This window comes from Parvibaculum sp. (assembly GCF_045863935.1).
In the GTDB taxonomy this organism is placed as follows: domain Bacteria; phylum Pseudomonadota; class Alphaproteobacteria; order Parvibaculales; family Parvibaculaceae; genus Parvibaculum.
Genome location: NZ_BTVP01000010.1, coordinates 77641 through 95392, shown reverse-complemented (window position 1 = coordinate 95392; position 17752 = coordinate 77641). Strand labels below are relative to the sequence as shown.

Sequence of the window (17752 nt, the reverse complement as noted above, 5' to 3'; positions counted from 1 at the left end):
AAATGGTCACGAGACTCTACTTCCGACTGGATGAAACTTGGGGCGCAGGTCAGGTGGTGATGCCTTTTCCGTGCTTGCGGTCCGAGATGAAAATGTATGGTGCAAACAGCGGTGGACCAGTTTTTGACCGCCATGGCAGAGTTTGTGCTGTTAACTGCACCAGTTTCTCTGGAACAGATATCTCCTATCATATGCCTCTCAAGGGAGTGTTGAGCTTGTGGGCGCGAGACATCGAATTCGTTCCAGAAGATGTTGTTCCTCGTAATCGGACGGTTTTTGAATTGGGTTTGGCAAGGCGTGTGCCGTTCCATCCGCCGCTGGACGAAGTGTTTTTCGGGTTTTGGTGGCGAGCCGCGTTAAAGCCTTACCATTTCTATCTCGATGCTCGAGCTTGGGTACGCCAGTGGCTTTCTCAAATTTCTAGAGAGAAAGAGTGATTAAAGTCTCCGTGGTGGTCTGGAGAGGCCAATCGTTTTGCCTCTGTTATCTGCAAGAACGGTCGCGTGATCTCTTGGTACACTATCTTCCTGAGAGGTGCCTTTCTTGGTGAGGGAACGGCCTGCTCTGCGAATGAAACGGCTGCGAGCAATTCCTACAACGAGGGCCTGACAGCCGAGGCTGACGAGTTTGGGGTGAGGGTGCGCGTTGCGTCGACCGCTGCGGCAAATGGCGCTGCGAGTGGCCGGGGACAAGCCCCGGGATGACATCTGTGGGTGGAATTAAGTCAAGCCACATCGTCATTGCCGGGCTTGACCCGGCAATCCAGAAGGCGCGCAGCGCGCGCCGTCTCTCTTCACAAGAATTTCTTGCGCAGGGGGACGCCGCCTGTGGCGGCTACTGGATGCCCGGATCAAGTCCGGGCATGACATGTAGTAGGGGCGCGTGGAACCGTCAGTCTCGCTCCTACCTCCCAGGTAATTGCCGCGCTGATGCGGCGCGGCGAGACTTCTCCCAACGCACCACACCATCGGGAGGAATTTCCATGTCGCACCGTCTTGTTGCTCTGCTGGCCGTCATCGCCGCCTTCGGGGCGCTCAGTGCCATGGCGCTGATGGAGGCCGGGTATATCGGCATCTTCATGCAGCATTTCCAGAATTATGCCGGGATGCAGGTGCTCACCGATCTCGTCATCGTCTGCGTGCTCGCGATCATCTGGATGATCGGCGATGCGAAGACGAGCGGCGTCAATCCCTGGCCCTTCGTGGTGCTGACGCTTGTTGCCGGTTCCTTCGGGCCGCTCTTCTATCTCGTGGCGCGCGAAGTGAAATCGCGCGCGGCGCAGACAGCTTGATGAGCGTTGCGTTCGGGCAACGGATGGCGGGGTTCCGCGCTTTCCGGGGCTTCGGTCACGAAGCGATCACGCAGTTGGCCTTCGGCTGAAGGCAAACTGGCAGCGGTTCTCGAGCCCTGTGTGCGCTCCCGTTTCTCCCTCGCAGGGGGCGGGGCGCGCCGAACAGGCATGGACCGGGCCAGGCAATGAACGATTCAACAGACGACAGACCTGCGGCCGGCGAAGGCGCGGCCAATGGGCCGGACGAATGGGATTTTTCCGGGCCGGCCGAAGAGGCGGCGCGCCGGAACGCCGCGTCTCGCGCCGGTGAGGCGTCCTCCTGGAACGAGGAGGATTTCGCGCGGATCAGCGCGACCCCCCGGCGCATCAGGCGAAAGGACGCGCGGCGGACGACGCTTGCCGCGCGATTGCGCGCGGCGATGTCGCGGGCGAGGCTGCCTCGGCTCCGGATTCCCGCAATTCCGATTCCGGAAATTCATCTGCCGCGTGTGAGGCTGCCGCGTGTATCGATGCCGAGCGTGTCGATGCCACGCGTGACGCTGCCGCGTGTGACCTTGCCGCGCCCGAGGCTTCCTGATGTGGCGCTTCCTCGGGTTCGTTTCCCCAGTCTTCGGATGCCGAGCGTCCGTCTGCCGCGTTTGAGCGTGCGGGTGCCGCGGGTGGCGATGCCTCGCCTGTCGCTGGCGGCATGGTTTTCGGCGCGGGCGGCGGGTGCGCGGGTGGTCGTCGCGCGGCTGGGGGCGCGGATGGGCGCGGCGGGCGGCGCCGTTCGGGACCTGTCGCTCCGCGTGGTGTTCGCCCTGCTGCAGGGCGCAATCATCCTCTTCTTCCGGGCGCTGTGGCCCGCGGCCGATGCGGCGGCGGGCACGCAGCGCGGGGCGGTTGCCATCGCCACCGCGCTTCGGGACAGCGGCCTGAAAGGGCTCGCGGCGGTGGGCCGGTTCACCGAAGGCGCCGCGATGGCGGTGGTGCGCGCGGGCTCGCTGTTGTCCGAAGCGATGTTTGCCGGGAAAGGGCCGCAATGGCGCGCGGGCGCCTTTGCGGTGGCGGGTTTCTGCCTGTTCTTCATCGCCGCGCGGAATGCGGCCATCGATTGGCAGGGGGAGGCCGTTGCGGAGGCGCCATCCGCATCGGCGCCTGTTGCGGTCGCGACCGCCGAGCATCTGTTCGAGGAATATCGCGTGCCGACCCCGCTCGCGCGCATTCCCTTTACGGGGGCGCGGCGGGTGGCGGTGGCGCGCGCGTCCGCGCCCGTCAATGCCGACCTGCTGCCGCCGCGTTTCAACCTGCCGGGCACGCAACGCGGCCGCGACTACCGGGCGTCGACGGCGGAAGCGCAGGTGAGGCTGCTGCGGCTCGGCTATGCGGCAGGAGCGCCGACGGGCGAGCAGAGCCCGCGCACGAGCCAGGCCCTGGCGTTGTTCCAGAAGAATGCCGGGCTGCCGGTGACGGGCGAGGTGGACATGGCGACGCTCGAGCAGCTGCGCCGCGCGTCCGCGTCCTGATCAGCGCAGCGTGGCGGGGTCGCAGGCGGTGACGAGCCCGCGCCCGTAGAAAGCATCGTCCTGGCGGCCCTCGGCGGCGGCGCGCGATGCCATCAGCTCATGGGCGAGACGGCACTGCGCGGCGGCGTCGGCGGCGATGTCGGGCGGAAGCTGGTTCGACGCGACCGCGTCGGCGAAGTCGATATAGCGAAGCGCGGTCGCCTTGAGTGCGCCCGAGCCCGGACGGCCGGAGAGAGCGCTCGCGGCAAGCGCCTGGCAGAGTTCGCCGTCCTTCGCGCAGACCCGGTCATAGGCGACGGCGTTCCAGTAGAGCGCCTCGCCCGTCTGGCGGATGGGCGGCAGCGTGCCCGCGCTGTAGGCCCTTGCGATGGCGCCGAAGACGAAGCCCGCGAACATCGGCTCGCTGTCGAGAAAGCGGTGGCCGAGTTCGAGGCCGGTGTCGAGGTCTTCGAGGCCGGCGGTGCCGCCCGCCAGCGCTTTTTCCAGCCGGTTGAAACGGTAGAGGTCGCTGACGCCGATGCGGCGGAACATCGCCGCCGAACGCTCGTCGATCACGGCCTGCGCCGCCTCGTCCATGAAGGCGGCCGAAGCGGGAGCGGACGCCGAGGCGAGCGCCCATGCACCGAGGATGGCAGCGGCGAGGAATGGCAGTCGGAGCATGTCACGGTCCCGCATGAAGCACCCGCCGGGAGCGGCGGCGCGGGCGATTATGGGCCGGGAAAGCTGAACAAAGGCTTGTTTTCAGGGCTCAGCCCTTCAGGCGGCGCTTTCGCGGCTCGTCGACGAAGACCATCGTGACGACGGAGGCGGCGAGCACGGCGATCGAGAGCGAAAAGAGCGCCGTGAAGGAGACGCCCCGGGCGATGAGGCCGCCGAGAAGGGGGCCCATCGCCTGCATCAGCGAGGTGGCGGTGTTCAGGACCGCGATGCGCATGGGCAGGTCGTCGCGCGCGCCGAACTCGACGATGATGTTCTGGTTCGAGTTCTGGAAGCCGCCCTGGCCCGCGCCGAGGCCGGCGAAGACGAGGGCGAGGCCCCACAAATCATGCGTGAAGAGGAGGGCGAAGGTCGAGACGGCCCAGAGGCCGACCGACAATATGAAGACGATGCGGTTGCCGAACCTGTCGGCGAGCGTGCCCCAGGCGAGGTTCGCGCCGGTCTGGGCGAGGAGGAAGGCGGTCGAGAGGATGCCGAGATTGGTGCCCGACAGGCCGATGCGTTCGCCCGAATAGAGGATGTAGAAGGGAACGGCCATGGTGCCCAGCGCGGCAAGCGCGGCGGCGAGATAGAAACGCGTGAGTGCCGGGTCGGCGCGCAGCATGGGCGGAATTTCGCGCAGGCGCCCCGCGAGTTTCGCGCGGGCGCGGATGGTCGGCGGCTCGGGCTCGCGCACCAGCATCAGCAGCGACAGACCGATGGAGGTAAGCACGAAGGCGACGAGGAAGGTCGTCGCGTAGCCATTGCCGAGGGCGTGACCCTCGACGAGATATTTGCCGCCGAGATAGGAGACGCCCGCCGCCGTGAGGCCGGCCGAGAAATTGCGGAAGCCGGTGAGGCGGCCGCGCAGGCGCAGCGGGATGACCTTGGCCATCAGCGTGTTGAAGATCACCGCCTGCATGCCGTTGAAAAGGCCGAAGACGCAGAGGAAGCCGATGGCGGTCAGCAGCGCGAGGTCGTCCGGCAGGAAGAAGCCGCCAAGCGCCAGACCCAGCACGCCCGCGCGCATGCCCCAGCCGATGAGGAGGCCCATGGGCAGGACGCGCTTCCTGTGTTCGATGAGGGTCGCGCCGAAGATCGAGGAGGCGGAAGCGCCGAACCATTGCGCCGCGAGCGCAAGGCCGACCGCGAATTCGGAGCCGGAGAGAAGATAGATATAGGCCGGGACGAAGGTGGGCGCGTTGACGAGGCGGAAGCCCGTCTGGCCGAGCAGGCCGTGAGCCAGGTTCGCGACGTAGTTGCGCTTGAGGTTCGACTCGATCTCCGCCTCATAGGCGGTTTCGGCCTCGGCGAGACGGCGGGCGAGTTCTTCCTCGGTGAGCGGCTGGTTCATCTGGCACTTACCTGGCGGCGTCACCTCTGTTTCCGACTTTTTGTTTCGAGCATGCTTTTGTCCCAAAACCGGTATCCACTTTTGGGAAGCTGCTCTTGCGGCGCCGGGGCCTTTATAGACTCGATTGGCCGCTTCGGTCAGTGGGCTTGTCGTAAAAGTTTCAGGGAAGGCTGTTCGCTGGCGAACGGCTAGTCCCGCAACCATTCCTCGCGCGCGCGGGCGCCGGGGCCTTGTGACAGTGTTATCGCGAGCCAGTCGAGCAGCGAGCGGATGGTGGACTTCCCGTCGGGGCCTTCGCCGGTGAGGGAGAAGGGCGGGTTCACGACGATCATGCCCGAGCCCGTCATGCGGGCGGGATCCGTGGCCATGACGTGAAGTTCGAGGGCGAGCGTTTTCGGCGGACCGTCGGCGGCGAGGCGCTCCAGAAAGGCGCCGGAGACGGAGGGGTCCTTCACCGGATACCAGAGAAGGAAGGTGCCGGTGGCGAAGCGGCGCGTCGCTTCGCCGAGCGCGCGGGCGAGGGTGCCGAATTCGCCGCGATCCTCGAAAGGCGGGTCGATGAGGATGAGCCCGCGCCGCTCCTTCGGCGGCAGCATGGCCTTCAGCGCGGTGTAGCCGTCCATCTCGTGGCACTTCACGCGCGCGTCGCGGCGGAAATTGGCGCGGAGCGTGGCGGCGTCCTCGGGGTGGAGTTCGCAGAAGGCGAGGCGGTCGTTTGCCCGCGCGAGATGCGCCATGAGGGCGGGCGAGCCCGGATAGAGCGCAAGCGGAGAGCCGCCAAGCGCGCGCACGGCGTCGAGATAGACGCCAAGCGCGGGGTGGGGATCGGCGGCGGCGAGAAGGCGCGCGATGCCCTGGCCATATTCGCCGGTCTTTTGCGCTTCCTCGCCCGAAAGATCGGTCATGCCGGTGCCCGCATGGGTGTCGAGCAGGAAGAAGGGTTTCTCCTTCTTCTTCAGATGTTCAACGACGAGTGCGAGAACGGCATGTTTCATCACATCGGCGAAATTGCCGGCATGATAGGCGTGGCGGTAGTTCATGCGAGTCCGAGGGTGGCAAAGACGGCGGCGATGCCGCCTGCGGCGAGAACGAGCAGCGCAAGCGCGGGAACGGCGCCCGCGCCGCGCCCGGCGAAGGTGAGAATGTAGACGCCTTTGAGCACATTGTTCGAGGAGGCGGCAATGAGAATCGCGGCGGCGTCGAGCGAAAGCGCTGCGGGCCCATGCGCCGCCTGGGCGATGGAGAGCACCAGCGGATCGACATCGGTGATGCCCGCCAGCGCGGCAAGCGCGAAAAGGCTTTCCTCGCCGAGATTGGCATTCGCCCAGCCGACGGCGAGCGAGAGCGTGATGAAGAGCAGCGCGAAGATGACCGCCGTCTGGATTTCGAGCGGGTTCGAGGGCGGGAGAACCTCATCCGCGCTACCCGGCTGCGCGTCGTCCTTGCGCCAGTAGAGCGCGGCAGCGATGACAAGGCCGACGGCAAGGAGCGCGAGGAGCGAGGGGGCGAGCGCGGAAGCGAGATCGACGTTGAAGATCGCGACGACGATCAGGATGCGCAGGAACATGACGCTCGTCGAGAGGACGATCGCCGTATGAAGCGCGGGCATGGCGCCCGCCGCCCCGCTGCCTGCCAATCGGGCGCGGCGCGAAAGGACGACGGTCGTCGCCGTGGAGGAATAGAGACCACCAAGCGCCGCCGAATAGAGAAGGCCGCGGCGGGGCGCGACGAAACGCTGCACGATGTAGCTCGCATAGGAGAGCGTGCTCACGACGACGACGGCGAGCCAGACCTGGTAGGGCGTGATGCTGGTGATGTCGGTGACGGGCTCGTCCGGCACGAGCGGCAGGACGATGCCGATGATGATGAGAAACTTGGCGAGCGTGGCGAGTTCGCCCCCGCCGACCGTTTCGGCAAAGGCGTGAAGACGTTCGCGCGCGCCGGTGAGAAGGACGGCGGCAACGGCGATGGCGACCGGCACCCAGAGCGGCTGCGTGAGCGTCACCGGTCCCAGAAGATAGGCGATGAGGTTTCCGACCAGCGCCATGATGCCGCCGTCGAGGCGGATGCCGGGCTCATGCTCGATGCGCGGTTCAGCAAGCTGGATGGCGAGGCGATGCCAGTACCAGATTGACAGCCAGGCGCCGAGCACGACGAGGCCGCCGAGAAAGAGAAGCGCGGTTTCGGGCATGAGCGCATAGAGAAGCGCACCGCTGAGCGCGAGGAGCGGAAAGGTGCGCACACCGCCGGGCGCCTTCAAGCGGCGGGCGCCGAAATATTCCTCGAAGGCGAGGCCGAGAAAGAAGCTCAGACCCAGCAGGACGAGAAGCCGCTCCGGTTCGAGCAGTGCTTCAGGCAGTTCGGCGAGAAAGGGGACGGCGCTTTGCTCTTCCATCGCTGGCTCACTTCGCAAGGATGCCGGCACCGAGAAGCGCGGGCTCGAAAGGAATGACGATGCGGGGATCGGGATGGATACCGTCCGACGGTTTGCCGCGATAGTCGATGCGGGCGAGAATATCGCGGATGAGATTGAGCCGGGCGTGGCGCTTGTCGTCGGCGCGGACGACATTCCATGGCGCGACCTGAGTGTGCGTGCGCAGGAGCATCTCGTCGCGGGCGCGGCTATAGGCGTTCCAGTGCTTCAGGGCGACCTGGTCGACGGGAGAAATCTTCCACTGCTTGAGCGGATCCTCGCGCCGGTCCTGAAGGCGCTTCTTCTGCTCGGGTCTGGAGATGTCGAGATAATATTTCACGAGCTGGATGCCGGAGCCGACCAGCATGTCCTCATACATGCCGACCGAAACCATGAAGCGCTCATAGTCCTCCTCGCAGCAAAACCCCATGACGCGTTCGACGCCGGCGCGGTTGTACCAGGAGCGGTTGAAGATCACGAGTTCCTGCGCGGCGGGAAGATGCTCCGTGAAGCGCTGGAAATACCATTCGGTCTGCTGCCGGTCGGACGGCTTGCCGAGTGCGACGACACGCGTCTCGCGCGGTGAGAGGTGTTCGACGAGGCGCTTGGCGATGCCATCCTTGCCGGCGGCGTCGCGTCCCTCGAGGATGACGAGGAGCTTGCGGTTTTCGGCGATGATGTCGCGTTGAAGCTTCACCAGCTCGACCTGAAGGCGATAGAGCTCGTCCTTGTATGCCTTGTGGGAAAGCTCTTGCGGCAGCTTGGGCGGCTCGCTGGAGGTCTTTTCCTTCTTTTTCTTTTCGCTTGCTGACATCGCTTCCGGCGGCCTCCGAAGCAGGTACAGGGAGAAGCTAGCCGGTATTTCCCGCACCGTCACCCGATGCCCGCTCAGGGGCTTGACCGGAGCGGCGGGGTCTGCCATTTCTTGAGATGTTATAACGTAACATTATCTCAGGGGGCAGTCATGCGGGCCGGGGAGCATCTTTGCGCGGATCGGAAAGAGGAAGCGCGCTTGCGCCACGGGGAGCGCTCACGCGCGGCGCTTCTCGGCGTATCGGTTTTCGCGCTTGCCGCCATGTCCTTTTCCGCGTTTGCCGCGAAACCGGCTTTCGCGCAGGAGATCGCGGCCGGAGACGATACGGAGGAGGCAGCGGCATCACAGGCCGCCGTGGACCTGCCCGAAGTCGTGGTGACCGCCTCGCCGCTTGCCACGCCCATCGACGAGCTTGCGGCGCCCGTCGACATCGTCACGCGCGACGGCATTCTCGGCTCCTCCGCGACGACGCTCGGCGCGCTGCTCGGCGACCTGCCCGGCGTTACGCAAAGCTCCTTCGCGGCGGGCGCGAGCCGGCCGATCATTCGCGGCCTCGACAATACGCGCGTTCGAATGCAGGAGAACGGGATCGGCGCGGGCGACGTTTCGGCGGTGAGCGAGGATCACGGCGTGCCGATCGATCCGCTCTCGGCCGAGCGCGTGGAAGTGGTGCGCGGGCCGGCGACGCTGCGCTATGGAAGCCAGGCGATGGGCGGCGTGGTCAACGTCATCAACAACCGCATTCCAAAAGCCGTACCGAAAGGCGGCTTTGCCGCAGAGGCGGGCGCGAGCTACGACAGCGTGAGCGACGGGCGGCAGGGCCACGGCAAGATGGAGGCGGCGGCGGGCGATGTCGTTTTCCATGTGGATGGTTTGGCGCGGAAGACGGACGATTACCGCATTCCGGGCGCGACGAGCCGGCAGAGCGAAACCTGGACGGAAACCTCCGGCGTTTCTGGCGGCGCTTCGGTCATTCTGGGCAATGAGGATTTCGACGGCTATGCGGGCGGATCGGTCAGCTATTACGACAGCAAATACGGCATTCCCGCGCCGGGCGATCCGCTGAACCCCGTGCATATCGACATGCACCAGACGAAGGTTCAGCTCGCCAGCGAACTTGAATTCGCAAACGGCTTCCTTGCGGGCATGAACCTCGCGGGCGGCTATAGCGACTACACCCATGGCGAGGTCGATGCGGCGGGCGTCACGGGGTCGCGTTTCGACGACGAGGAATGGGAAGGCCGCGCGGAGTTCCTGCACCGGGCGGTGGGGCCGTTCACGGGCGCCTTCGGCGTGCAGCTTCACCGGCGCGAGATCGTGGCGTCGGGCGAGGGCGGGGAACTGCTTGCGCCGAGCGAAACGGAATCGGCGGCCGCGTTCCTCTTCGAGGAAATGCCGCTTGCGGGTGAGGCGCTGAAACTGCAACTGGCGGGGCGCGTGGAGCATGTCGATGTTTCGGGCCGCGCGCTCGATGCGAGTATTCCGCTTGCGCCCACGGATTTCGCCGTGTCGCGGAGCTTCACGCCGACCAGTGTTTCGGCGGGACTTGTCTACAGTCCTGCTGCGAAATGGGTGTTCGGCGTGACCGCGCAACATGTGGAGCGCGCACCGGATGCGCTCGAACTTTTCTCCAAGGGACCGCATGAGGCGACGGAGACTTTCGAGATCGGCGATCCGACGCTCGGCAAGGAGAAGGCGCTGAGCTTCGAGATCAATGCGCGGCGCGAAGGCGACGACTATTCCTTCGAGGCGGCGGTGTTCCACACCTCGTTCAGCGACTTCATCTACAAGCGGCTGACGGGTGAGGTCTGCGACGACAGTTTCGATACCTGTACGCCGCATGGCGCGGGCACGGAGCTCGACCAGGTGCTGTTCACGCAGGAAGATGCGACGTTTCGCGGGTTTGAAACCAAAGGCAGCGTGACGCTGATGCGCCGGGGCACGGCGCGGGCGGGTATTACCGGTCAGTTCGACATGGTGCGCGCCGAACTCGATGCGGGTGGCAACGTGCCGCGCATTCCGCCGATGCGGGCGGGAGCGGGCATGTTCTATGCGGGCGAGCGGGTTTCGGGCCGCTTCGGTTTCCTGCATGCCTTTGCCCAGGACCGGTTGTCCGCAGGCGAGACGGAGACGGGAAGCTATACCGATCTCAAGGGCGAGGTCCGCTATCTGCTGCCGCAAGAGATGACGGGCGGAAACGCCATCGAGCTCGCGCTGGTTGGCGAAAACCTGCTCGATGCCGACATCCGCAACCATGTGTCGTTCAAGAAGAATGACGTGCTGCAGCCGGGACGCAATGTGCGCTTCGTGGTGACGGCGCGGTTCTGACCTTCAGAGCCCGATGAAGGGCTGGAGAAGCTTCGCGATCCAGCCCTTGAAGCGCGTCGGACCTTCGGTGACGGCGAGGCAGATGCATTCTTCCTCGCCGCCGATCTTCAGACCATGCGAGAGGCTGCCGTCGCACTCCTCGACGTCGCCTGTGTGGAAGATACCATGCGGGTCTTCGAGGCTTCCCTTCAGCACGAGGACGAGTTCGGTGCCGCTGTGGCCATGCTCGGGAATCTTCACGCCGGGCGCGGCGCGCAGCATCCAGAGGCGCTGGTCGTTCGGGCCGCCGCGCCAGAGCTTCACCTTCTTCATGCCCGGACCAAGATAGCTCCAGGGAAGTTCGTCCACGCTCTTGCCGCCGAGCCAGGCACGCAGCGGCGGCGGCAGGGGATCGCCGGGCAAGGCATGTGCGGCGCGCGGCGCGGGCGCGGGCGCGTCGAGAAGAGCGAGCGTCCTTGCCAGCGCGTCGGGCGACATGGTGTCGGGCCGGAGGGCTTCGACCAATGCGCCGCCCGCCGCCTCGGCCGTGGCAAGGCGGGTGGCCGCGTCATCGAGATAGCTCAGATGCGAGGCGACGAGCAGCGACTGGCCCTCGCTCAGCGTCCCCGCGGCATAGGCCATCAGCCACTCGTCGCCGAGGCGATGCGTTACCGTTCTGCGCTGCGTGCGGGCGTTCATTTCAAATCCTCCAGCGCCGTCCTGAGACGGGCGAAAGCAAGTCTCAACCGGGATTTCACCGTGCCGAGAGGGAGACCCAGCCGCTCGGCGATGGCCGAATGCGGCAGGCCCTCGAGAAAGGAAAGCTCGACCACTTCCGCCTGATCGGGCGGAAGCTCCGTGAGCGCGGCGCGGACGCGGACACTGATTTCGGCGCCGGCCATTTCCTCGTCGGCGGGACGCGCCTCCTCTGGCTGCAGCATCGGGTCCAGAGGATCGAAGTCGGGCCTGCGCTCGCGGCGCACCGTGTCGATGAAGCGGTTACGCGCGATGGTGAAAATCCATGTGCCGGCGGACGCCTTTTCGGGATCGAAGAGCGCCGCCTTGCGCCAGACGGTGAGCATCGCTTCCTGGGCGAGGTCTTCGGCCAGACGCTCGTCCACGCGCATGCGCCGGAGATAGGATTTCAGACGCGGCGCGTAATAGCCGAACAAGCGGGCGAAAGCCGTCCGGTCGGCATCGCGGGCGATGGCGGCGATCAGCGCGGCCATCTCCTCGGGGCTCTCCGGGGGCGTTTCTTCCGACGCTTGGTCGCGGTCCATCAGGCCCAGCTTTCTCAAATGCGGCCGCCAGTTCTGGCGGACGGTTCGGGCCGGTCTGATCTCGAATGCGGTTTGCATCGGCATATGGGGCATACGCGCGCCCGGCCGGTGCGGATCACCCGGAAGTCGGCCTTCGGGCCTGAGTCTAGGGAGAAAAACGCCCCGGCGAAAGCGATTGCGGGCGGACCTCAAGGCGGGTCTGTGATCCGCGGCCAGGGATGCCGCGTAAGCAAGGCAGTTCGCGTTCATTCTCCAGAGGCTTCATTCATGGTTCCCTTCGACGACCGCGCCGCGTCCCCCATCGAGCGGCGCTCCGGCCCAAGGCTCAGGATCGCCGTCGCGGGAACCGGCATTTCAGGTCTTGCCGCCGCATGGCTTCTCTCCTCGCGCCATGACGTCACGGTTTACGAGAAAGCCGCGCGACCGGGCGGACACTCGAACACGGTCGTTGCCGATTGTCCGGAAGGCGAGGTGCCGGTCGATACGGGCTTCATCGTCTACAATGAAGCGAACTACCCGAACCTCACCGCGATGTTCGCACATCTCGGCGTCGCGACGCAGGAAAGCAACATGTCGTTCGCGGCATCGCTCGATACGGGCGGGCGGCGGCGCTTCGAATATTCGGGCTCCGGGCTCAACGGATTGTTCGCGGACCGGCGCAACATCGCTTCCCTTCGCATGTGGCGGATGATCGGCGACATCGTGAAGCTCTATCGCGCGGCACCTGCGCTCATGTTCGCGGAGGGGCTCGACGAGAAGCCGCTCGGCGACTTCCTGCGCGAGCAGGGTTATTCGGCGAGCCTGCGCGACGATCACCTGTTGCCGATGTGTGCGGCGATCTGGTCGCTCCCGGTCGAACAGGTTGAGCGGTTTCCGGCGCTCGCCTTTCTGCGCTTCTTCGACAATCACGGGCTGATGCGCCTGAAGAACCGGCCGGCCTGGCGGACGGTGACCGGCGGCTCGCGCGAATATGTGAAGAAACTCACGCAAACGCTCGAGGGGCGCATCCGTTGTGGCGCCGGCGTTGCCCGTGTCGAGCGCGATGCGGCGGGCGTTACGGTGAGGGACGAGCGCGGCGGGAGCGAGCGCTACGATCACATCGTCATTGCCTCGCATAGCGACGAGGCATTGGCGATGCTCGGCGATGCCGGTCCGGAAGAAACGAATATTCTCGGCGCGATGCCCTATCAGCGCAATGTCGCCTGGCTGCATTCCGATGCGAGCTTCATGCCGCGCGAGCGGCGCGTCTGGGCAAGCTGGAATTACATGGGCGGCGGTGCGGGAAGCCCGGTCTGCGTGAGCTACTGGATGAACCGGCTGCAGGCTCTGCCGACGGAGCGGCAACTTTTCGTCACACTCAATCCCTCGCATGCGCCCGCGCCGGGAACCGTCGTGACGCGGATCGACTACGATCATCCGATCTTCGATGCGGGCGCCTTTGCCGCGCAGCGCGCGCTCTGGCAGCTTCAGGGCAGGCGGCGGACATGGTTCTGCGGCGCCTATTTCGGCTCCGGCTTCCATGAGGACGGATTGCAGGCCGGACTTGCGGTGGCGGAGGAGCTTGGTGGCGTGCAACGGCCCTGGACGGTCGAGAATGCGTCGGGGCGCATCCATCTCGCGCGACAGGCGAGGGAAGCGGCGTGAGCGGAGAAATGCAATCGCGGCTCTATGAGGGTGTGGTGTTCCACAAACGCCTTCGCCCGCGCGCGCACGAGCTTTCCTACCGCGTCTTCTACATGCTGCTCGATCTCGACGACCTGCCGGACCTCGCACGGCGAACCCGGCTGTTCGCGCATAACCGGTTTTCGCTTTTCAGCTTTCACGACCGCGACCATGGCGACGGCTCGGGGCGGCCGGTGCGGCAATGGGTGGAAGCACAACTTTTGCGGGCCGGGATCGACACCGGCGGCGGGCGCATTCTCGCGCTCAGCTTTCCGCGCATCCTCGGCTATGCCTTCAATCCGCTGACGCTCTATTTCTGCCATCGCGCGGACGGATCGCTCGCGGCCATGCTCTACGAGGTCAACAATACGTTCGGCGACCGGCACAGCTATCTCATTCCGGTCGAGGACGGGGAAACGGAGACGCTGACCCAGGAATGCGACAAGGCTTTCTATGTCTCGCCTTTCATTCCTGTTGGCGGGCGCTACCGGTTCAAACTGCTCAGGCCGGGAAAGCGGTTCGCCATGACGATCCGCGAAAGCGACGGCGAGGGGGCGCTGCTCACGGCCTCCTTCTCGGGCAAGGCGGTGTCTTTCGGCGATGCGGCGCTTCTCAGTGTCTTCTTCCGCTATCCGCTGATGACGCTGAAAGTGATCGCGGGCATCCATGTCGAAGCGTTCCGGCTCTGGCGGAAGGGCCTGCGGCTGGCCGCGCGCCCGGCCTCACCGGCAAGTCCGGTAACAATCGTGCCGTTTCGGGACAATCAAGGCGCACAGCTTCCGCCGGCGTAACTCAATTTTAGGGCCCTTCCCATTATAAACGGCTGAGTTCACGCAACAACCGGCTTGTCCGGTTTCCCGACGCGGAAGGACAGAAGTGGCCGAGCGAGGCACGGGAGAGGGAGCCGAACCCAGACCGGTTTCCCGTCAAGATGCAGGTGCGTTGCCGCCATCCGCGAGACTGCGGGCGGCACACGCCTTGTTGCGCGCGAAAATCTCGGACCATTTCGTTTCCGTTCGCGCCAAGGTGGTGAGCTTGCTCACGCTGATCGGCGCCGTCATGCTCGTGCTGAGCGGCGCCTATACGCTCTACGATTTCCGCACAAGCCTTGAGCTCAGGGCATGGTCGCGCGCGGCGGGTGTGGGCGATGCCATCGCCTATGCCGCGCGGAACGCGGAGACGTTTGCCGACATCGAGCCGGTGATCCAGGCAGTGGCGGGCGCGACGACGCTCAAGGGCGCGGCGGTTGCGGACGCCGATGGGTTGATCGTGCTGTCCTCGCTTCCCTCATGGAAGGGCAAACCGGTCGAGATCGAGGACGACCTCGAACCCGGCAAAACGCAGGCGGTCGCGCAGCAGAGACGGCTCGGCGGCTATGGCCGATATCCCGGCGACTACGCGCTCGCCGCCGACTTCCCGCGCATGAACCGGATTGCGACTGTTCTCATCCGCGTCGATACGGACCTGCTTGCCTCGCAGACCGTGGCGGACGCATGGCACCTGATGACCTGGCTCGTCATTGCGGTCATCCTCGCGATCCTGTCGTTGTCGTTGCTCGTTCACCGCGTCGTCGTCGCGCCTATCGAGGCGCTCAAGCGCTATGCCGAGACGGGCGGCGAGGGCAAGGCGGAAGCGGCGGGACCGGACGACGAAATCGGCATCATCGCTCGCGCTCTCTCCGACTCTTTTCGGGCAAAGTCGGACGGTGAGGCGCGGCTCGTTGTGCTTGCCGCGACGGACGGGCTTACCGGGCTCGGCAACCGGGGGCATTTCAAGGCGCAGCTTGCAGCCGATGTCGGAGCGGGCGAAAAGCTGAATGGGCACAATGCCGGAGCGCGCAATGTCGGGGTGATGATCCTCAATCTCGACAATTTCAAGGATGTGAACGACACGCTGGGACACGATGCGGGCGACAAGCTGTTGCAGCGCACGGCGGAAATCCTGCGCGGCTGCGCGCGCGAGGGCGATACGGTTGCGCGCATCGGCGGCGACGAATTCGGCGTCATCATGCCCGGCATCAAGAATGCGGATGACGCGCTGCAGCTTGCGAGCCGTCTCGTGCGTGCCGTCGGTGCTCCTTTCCGGCTCGGCTCGCAGGATGTGCAGCAAGCAGCCTGCGTCGGCCTCACGCTCTATCCGCAAGATGGGCGCGACGCCGATGTGCTGATCAAGAATGCCGACCTTGCGCTGTCGCGCGCGAAGCTCGAAGGCGCGGGAGCCTGCGTGCTCTACAGGCACGAACTTCATTTGCGCGCGATCGAGCGCAACACGATCGAGCGCGACCTTCGCGCTGCGCTCGCAAAGGATCAGCTCACGCTTTTCTACCAGCCGAAGGTCGACGTTACGAGCGGCCGCGTCGTCGGCGCGGAAGCGCTTGTCCGCTGGCGTCACGAGGAGCGCGGCTATGTGCCGCCTTCGCTCTTCATTCCTGTCGCGGAGCGGAGCGGGCTTGTCGTGCCGCTGACGAAGTGGGTGCTGAACGAAGCCTGCCGGCAGAACCGGGAATGGCAGGACCAGGGATTGACGAAGATCGGCCTGGCGGTGAACGTTTCGGCCATCGACCTCAGGCGGACGGACCTGACGGATACGATCGCGAATACGCTGATCCGGAACGGTCTCTCGCCGCAATATCTCGAACTCGAAGTCACCGAAAGCATGGTGATGCAGGATGTCGACGTGGTGATCGGCACACTGCGCCGTCTGCGCGGGCTCGGTATCGGCATCGGCATCGACGATTTCGGCACGGGTTATTCCTCGCTCGCCTATCTCAAGCGCTTCCCCGTCAAGCGGCTCAAGATCGACCGCAGCTTCGTTCACGATGTCGCCGACCGGCGCGACGGGCATGTGATCCCCAAGGTCATCATCGACCTTGCGCATGCGCTCGGTATGAAGGTGGTGGCGGAGGGTGTCGAAACGGCCGACCAGTACGAGCGCCTGGAGGCGCTTGGCTGCGACGAGGTGCAGGGATATTTTGCCGGACGCCCGATGCCCGCGGCCGAATTCGAGGTCTTCCTGCGCAATTCGCCGGCAGGGGGCCTGCGTGGCGAGGCGAAGGCAGCGGGCACGGCCGCCTGACTTTTCCGGAATCCCATCCCGATTTTACGCAAGGTCGCGCGGCGGATTTTGTTTCCCGCGCGGCGCTGCTTTACGAAATCGTTAGGGACGCTAAACTTCCCGCCAGATAACTCAGAACAGAGTGCGGCTCACAATGCCGCGCCGACGGGAGACGGCAATGGATCTCGCTTACGGGCCCGAATACGACGCTTTCCGCGCAGAGGTGCGCGATTTCATTGCCAGGCACAAGGACAAGGCGCCGAAACGCTTCGGCGTGGCGCGGCCTTCCGAGGAATCGCTTGCCTGGCAGTGCCTGCTGATCGAGCACGGACTTACGGCGCGGACGATCCCGAAGGAATATGGCGGTTATGGTGCTGAGCCCGACATCCTGAAGTCGCGGATCATCGCGGAGGAGTTCACGCTCGCGAAGCTTCCCATGGGGATCGCGAACCAGGGCATTTCGATGCTGGTGCCGACGCTTCTCGAACTCGGCACGGAAGAACAGAAGAAGAAGTGGATCGAGCCGACGCTCAAGGGCGAGGTCGTCTGGTGCCAGGGCTATTCGGAACCGGGTTCGGGCTCGGACCTCGCTTCGCTGCAGACCAGGGCGACGGAAGACGGCGACGACTTCATCATCAACGGCCAGAAGATCTGGACCTCGACGGCGCATGCCGCCGACATGATCTTCTGCCTTGTGCGCACGGAGCCCGACGCGAAGAAGCATGAGGGCATTTCCTATCTCATCTTCCCGATGACGACGCCGGGGATCGAGGTGCGTCCCCTGAAGACGATGACGGGACATGCCGAATTCAACGAAGTCTTCTTCACCGATGTGCGCGTGCCGCAGAAGGACATCGTCGCCGGACGCGGGCAGGGCTGGTTCGTGGCCAATGCGACGCTCAAGCATGAGCGCGGCATGCTTGGCGATCCGAACCAGGCGGGAACGCGGCTGAAGGAAATCGTCGACCTCATGCATGAGGAGACGGTGGACGGAACGCGGCTGATCGACCACCCGGTCTATCGCGACCGGCTGATGCAGTTGCAGGCGCGGGTGTTCGCGATGCAGTTCCACGGGCTCCGGCTGCTGACGGCGTCGCTGAAAAAGGAAGATCCGGGTATCGCGCGGCTGATCGTGAAGTTGCAGGGCTGCGAGATCAATCATCAGCTTGCCGCGCTCGCCATCGACGCGCTGGGCGAAATCGGCGTGCTTTACGGCGACAGCCCGCATCTGCGCGCGCATGGGAGCTGGCAGCACCGCTACATGTTCGACCTCGGCCTCATCATCGGCGGAGGCACGGCGCAAATTCAGAAGAACATCATCTCGGAACGCGGGCTCGGCATGCCGCGCGAGCCGAAACCGGCGAAGGCTTGAGGGA

The 17752-nt window shown here is 65.2% G+C and carries 15 protein-coding genes; 8 read left to right on the top strand and 7 right to left on the bottom strand.

Annotation, left to right across the window (positions count from 1 at the left end; all coding sequences use genetic code 11):
- From ACKUUH_RS06365 to ACKUUH_RS06355, 3 genes are all read left to right on the top strand, one after another.
- The coding region (locus ACKUUH_RS06365; RefSeq protein WP_407949045.1) for a hypothetical protein at positions 1-437 on the top strand (437 nt) is incomplete at its 5' end.
- Between the two features lie 545 nt (positions 438-982).
- On the top strand, positions 983-1291 hold the full coding sequence (locus ACKUUH_RS06360) for a DUF2834 domain-containing protein (protein WP_407949044.1): 309 nt from the start codon (positions 983-985) through the stop codon (positions 1289-1291).
- Between the two features lie 185 nt (positions 1292-1476).
- Positions 1477-2796, top strand: coding sequence for a peptidoglycan-binding domain-containing protein (locus ACKUUH_RS06355; protein WP_407949043.1), 1320 nt, complete (start codon positions 1477-1479; stop codon positions 2794-2796).
- On the opposite strand, the gene ACKUUH_RS06350 is transcribed toward ACKUUH_RS06355, so the two are convergent.
- From ACKUUH_RS06350 to ppk2, 5 genes are all read right to left on the bottom strand, one after another.
- Positions 2797-3456 carry a hypothetical protein gene (locus tag ACKUUH_RS06350; RefSeq protein WP_407949042.1) on the bottom strand — a complete coding sequence of 220 codons (660 nt, stop codon included), beginning with the start codon at positions 3454-3456 and terminating at the stop codon, positions 2797-2799.
- 88 nt (positions 3457-3544) lie between these two features.
- On the bottom strand, positions 3545-4870 hold the full coding sequence (locus tag ACKUUH_RS06345) for an MFS transporter (protein WP_407949041.1): 1326 nt from the start codon (positions 4868-4870) through the stop codon (positions 3545-3547).
- 164 nt (positions 4871-5034) lie between these two features.
- Complete coding sequence (locus ACKUUH_RS06340; RefSeq protein ID WP_407949040.1) at positions 5035-5886, bottom strand: 23S rRNA (adenine(2030)-N(6))-methyltransferase RlmJ; 852 nt, start codon at positions 5884-5886, stop codon at positions 5035-5037.
- On the bottom strand, positions 5883-7241 hold the full coding sequence (locus tag ACKUUH_RS06335; RefSeq protein WP_407949039.1) for an MgtC/SapB family protein: 1359 nt from the start codon (positions 7239-7241) through the stop codon (positions 5883-5885). The genes ACKUUH_RS06340 and ACKUUH_RS06335 overlap by 4 nt, the downstream gene beginning before the upstream one ends.
- Before the next feature lie 7 nt (positions 7242-7248).
- Positions 7249-8073: a polyphosphate kinase 2 gene (gene ppk2, locus ACKUUH_RS06330; RefSeq protein WP_407949038.1), complete on the bottom strand. Its 825-nt coding sequence runs from the start codon at positions 8071-8073 to the stop codon at positions 7249-7251.
- A 198-nt stretch (positions 8074-8271) separates the two neighbouring features.
- Here ppk2 and ACKUUH_RS06325 point away from each other — a divergent pair, with 198 nt between their 5' ends.
- Positions 8272-10401: a TonB-dependent receptor gene (locus tag ACKUUH_RS06325; protein WP_407949037.1), complete on the top strand. Its 2130-nt coding sequence runs from the start codon at positions 8272-8274 to the stop codon at positions 10399-10401.
- Positions 10402-10404: 3 nt separating this feature from the next.
- Here ACKUUH_RS06325 and ACKUUH_RS06320 read toward each other — a convergent pair whose 3' ends face one another.
- The gene (locus ACKUUH_RS06320; RefSeq protein ID WP_407949036.1) at positions 10405-11079 is read right to left on the bottom strand and encodes a ChrR family anti-sigma-E factor; all 675 of its coding nucleotides are present in this window, start codon (positions 11077-11079) and stop codon (positions 10405-10407) included.
- A complete protein-coding gene (locus tag ACKUUH_RS06315) occupies positions 11076-11660 on the bottom strand; it encodes a sigma-70 family RNA polymerase sigma factor (RefSeq protein WP_407949035.1) in 585 nt (194 codons plus the stop codon). Before ACKUUH_RS06315 ends, ACKUUH_RS06320 begins: the two co-directional genes overlap by 4 nt.
- Positions 11661-11927: 267 nt before the next feature.
- Here ACKUUH_RS06315 and ACKUUH_RS06310 point away from each other — a divergent pair, with 267 nt between their 5' ends.
- From ACKUUH_RS06310 to ACKUUH_RS06295, 4 genes are all read left to right on the top strand, one after another.
- The gene (locus ACKUUH_RS06310) at positions 11928-13304 is read left to right on the top strand and encodes an NAD(P)/FAD-dependent oxidoreductase (protein WP_407949034.1); all 1377 of its coding nucleotides are present in this window, start codon (positions 11928-11930) and stop codon (positions 13302-13304) included.
- Positions 13301-14113 carry a DUF1365 domain-containing protein gene (locus ACKUUH_RS06305; RefSeq protein WP_407949033.1) on the top strand — a complete coding sequence of 271 codons (813 nt, stop codon included), beginning with the start codon at positions 13301-13303 and terminating at the stop codon, positions 14111-14113. Before ACKUUH_RS06310 ends, ACKUUH_RS06305 begins: the two co-directional genes overlap by 4 nt.
- A 187-nt stretch (positions 14114-14300) precedes the next feature.
- Positions 14301-16397 carry a putative bifunctional diguanylate cyclase/phosphodiesterase gene (locus tag ACKUUH_RS06300; RefSeq protein WP_407949032.1) on the top strand — a complete coding sequence of 699 codons (2097 nt, stop codon included), beginning with the start codon at positions 14301-14303 and terminating at the stop codon, positions 16395-16397.
- 157 nt (positions 16398-16554) lie between these two features.
- Positions 16555-17748 carry an acyl-CoA dehydrogenase family protein gene (locus ACKUUH_RS06295; RefSeq protein ID WP_407949031.1) on the top strand — a complete coding sequence of 398 codons (1194 nt, stop codon included), beginning with the start codon at positions 16555-16557 and terminating at the stop codon, positions 17746-17748.
- Positions 17749-17752 lie beyond the last annotated feature (4 nt).

What these genes read in the sequence shown, in the direction of transcription:
- ACKUUH_RS06295 (WP_407949031.1), top strand. Translation starts at nt 16,555, where the DNA reads ATGGATCTCGCTTACGGGCCCGAATACGACGCTTTCCGCGCAGAGGTG.
- ACKUUH_RS06335 (WP_407949039.1), bottom strand. Translation starts at nt 7,241, where the DNA reads ATGGAAGAGCAAAGCGCCGTCCCCTTTCTCGCCGAACTGCCTGAAGCA.
- ACKUUH_RS06315 (WP_407949035.1), bottom strand. Translation starts at nt 11,660, where the DNA reads ATGGACCGCGACCAAGCGTCGGAAGAAACGCCCCCGGAGAGCCCCGAG.
- ACKUUH_RS06310 (WP_407949034.1), top strand. Translation starts at nt 11,928, where the DNA reads ATGGTTCCCTTCGACGACCGCGCCGCGTCCCCCATCGAGCGGCGCTCC.
- ACKUUH_RS06355 (WP_407949043.1), top strand. Translation starts at nt 1,477, where the DNA reads ATGAACGATTCAACAGACGACAGACCTGCGGCCGGCGAAGGCGCGGCC.
- ACKUUH_RS06340 (WP_407949040.1), bottom strand. Translation starts at nt 5,886, where the DNA reads ATGAACTACCGCCACGCCTATCATGCCGGCAATTTCGCCGATGTGATG.
- ACKUUH_RS06360 (WP_407949044.1), top strand. Translation starts at nt 983, where the DNA reads ATGTCGCACCGTCTTGTTGCTCTGCTGGCCGTCATCGCCGCCTTCGGG.
- ACKUUH_RS06350 (WP_407949042.1), bottom strand. Translation starts at nt 3,456, where the DNA reads ATGCTCCGACTGCCATTCCTCGCCGCTGCCATCCTCGGTGCATGGGCG.
- ppk2 (WP_407949038.1), bottom strand. Translation starts at nt 8,073, where the DNA reads ATGTCAGCAAGCGAAAAGAAAAAGAAGGAAAAGACCTCCAGCGAGCCG.
- ACKUUH_RS06320 (WP_407949036.1), bottom strand. Translation starts at nt 11,079, where the DNA reads ATGAACGCCCGCACGCAGCGCAGAACGGTAACGCATCGCCTCGGCGAC.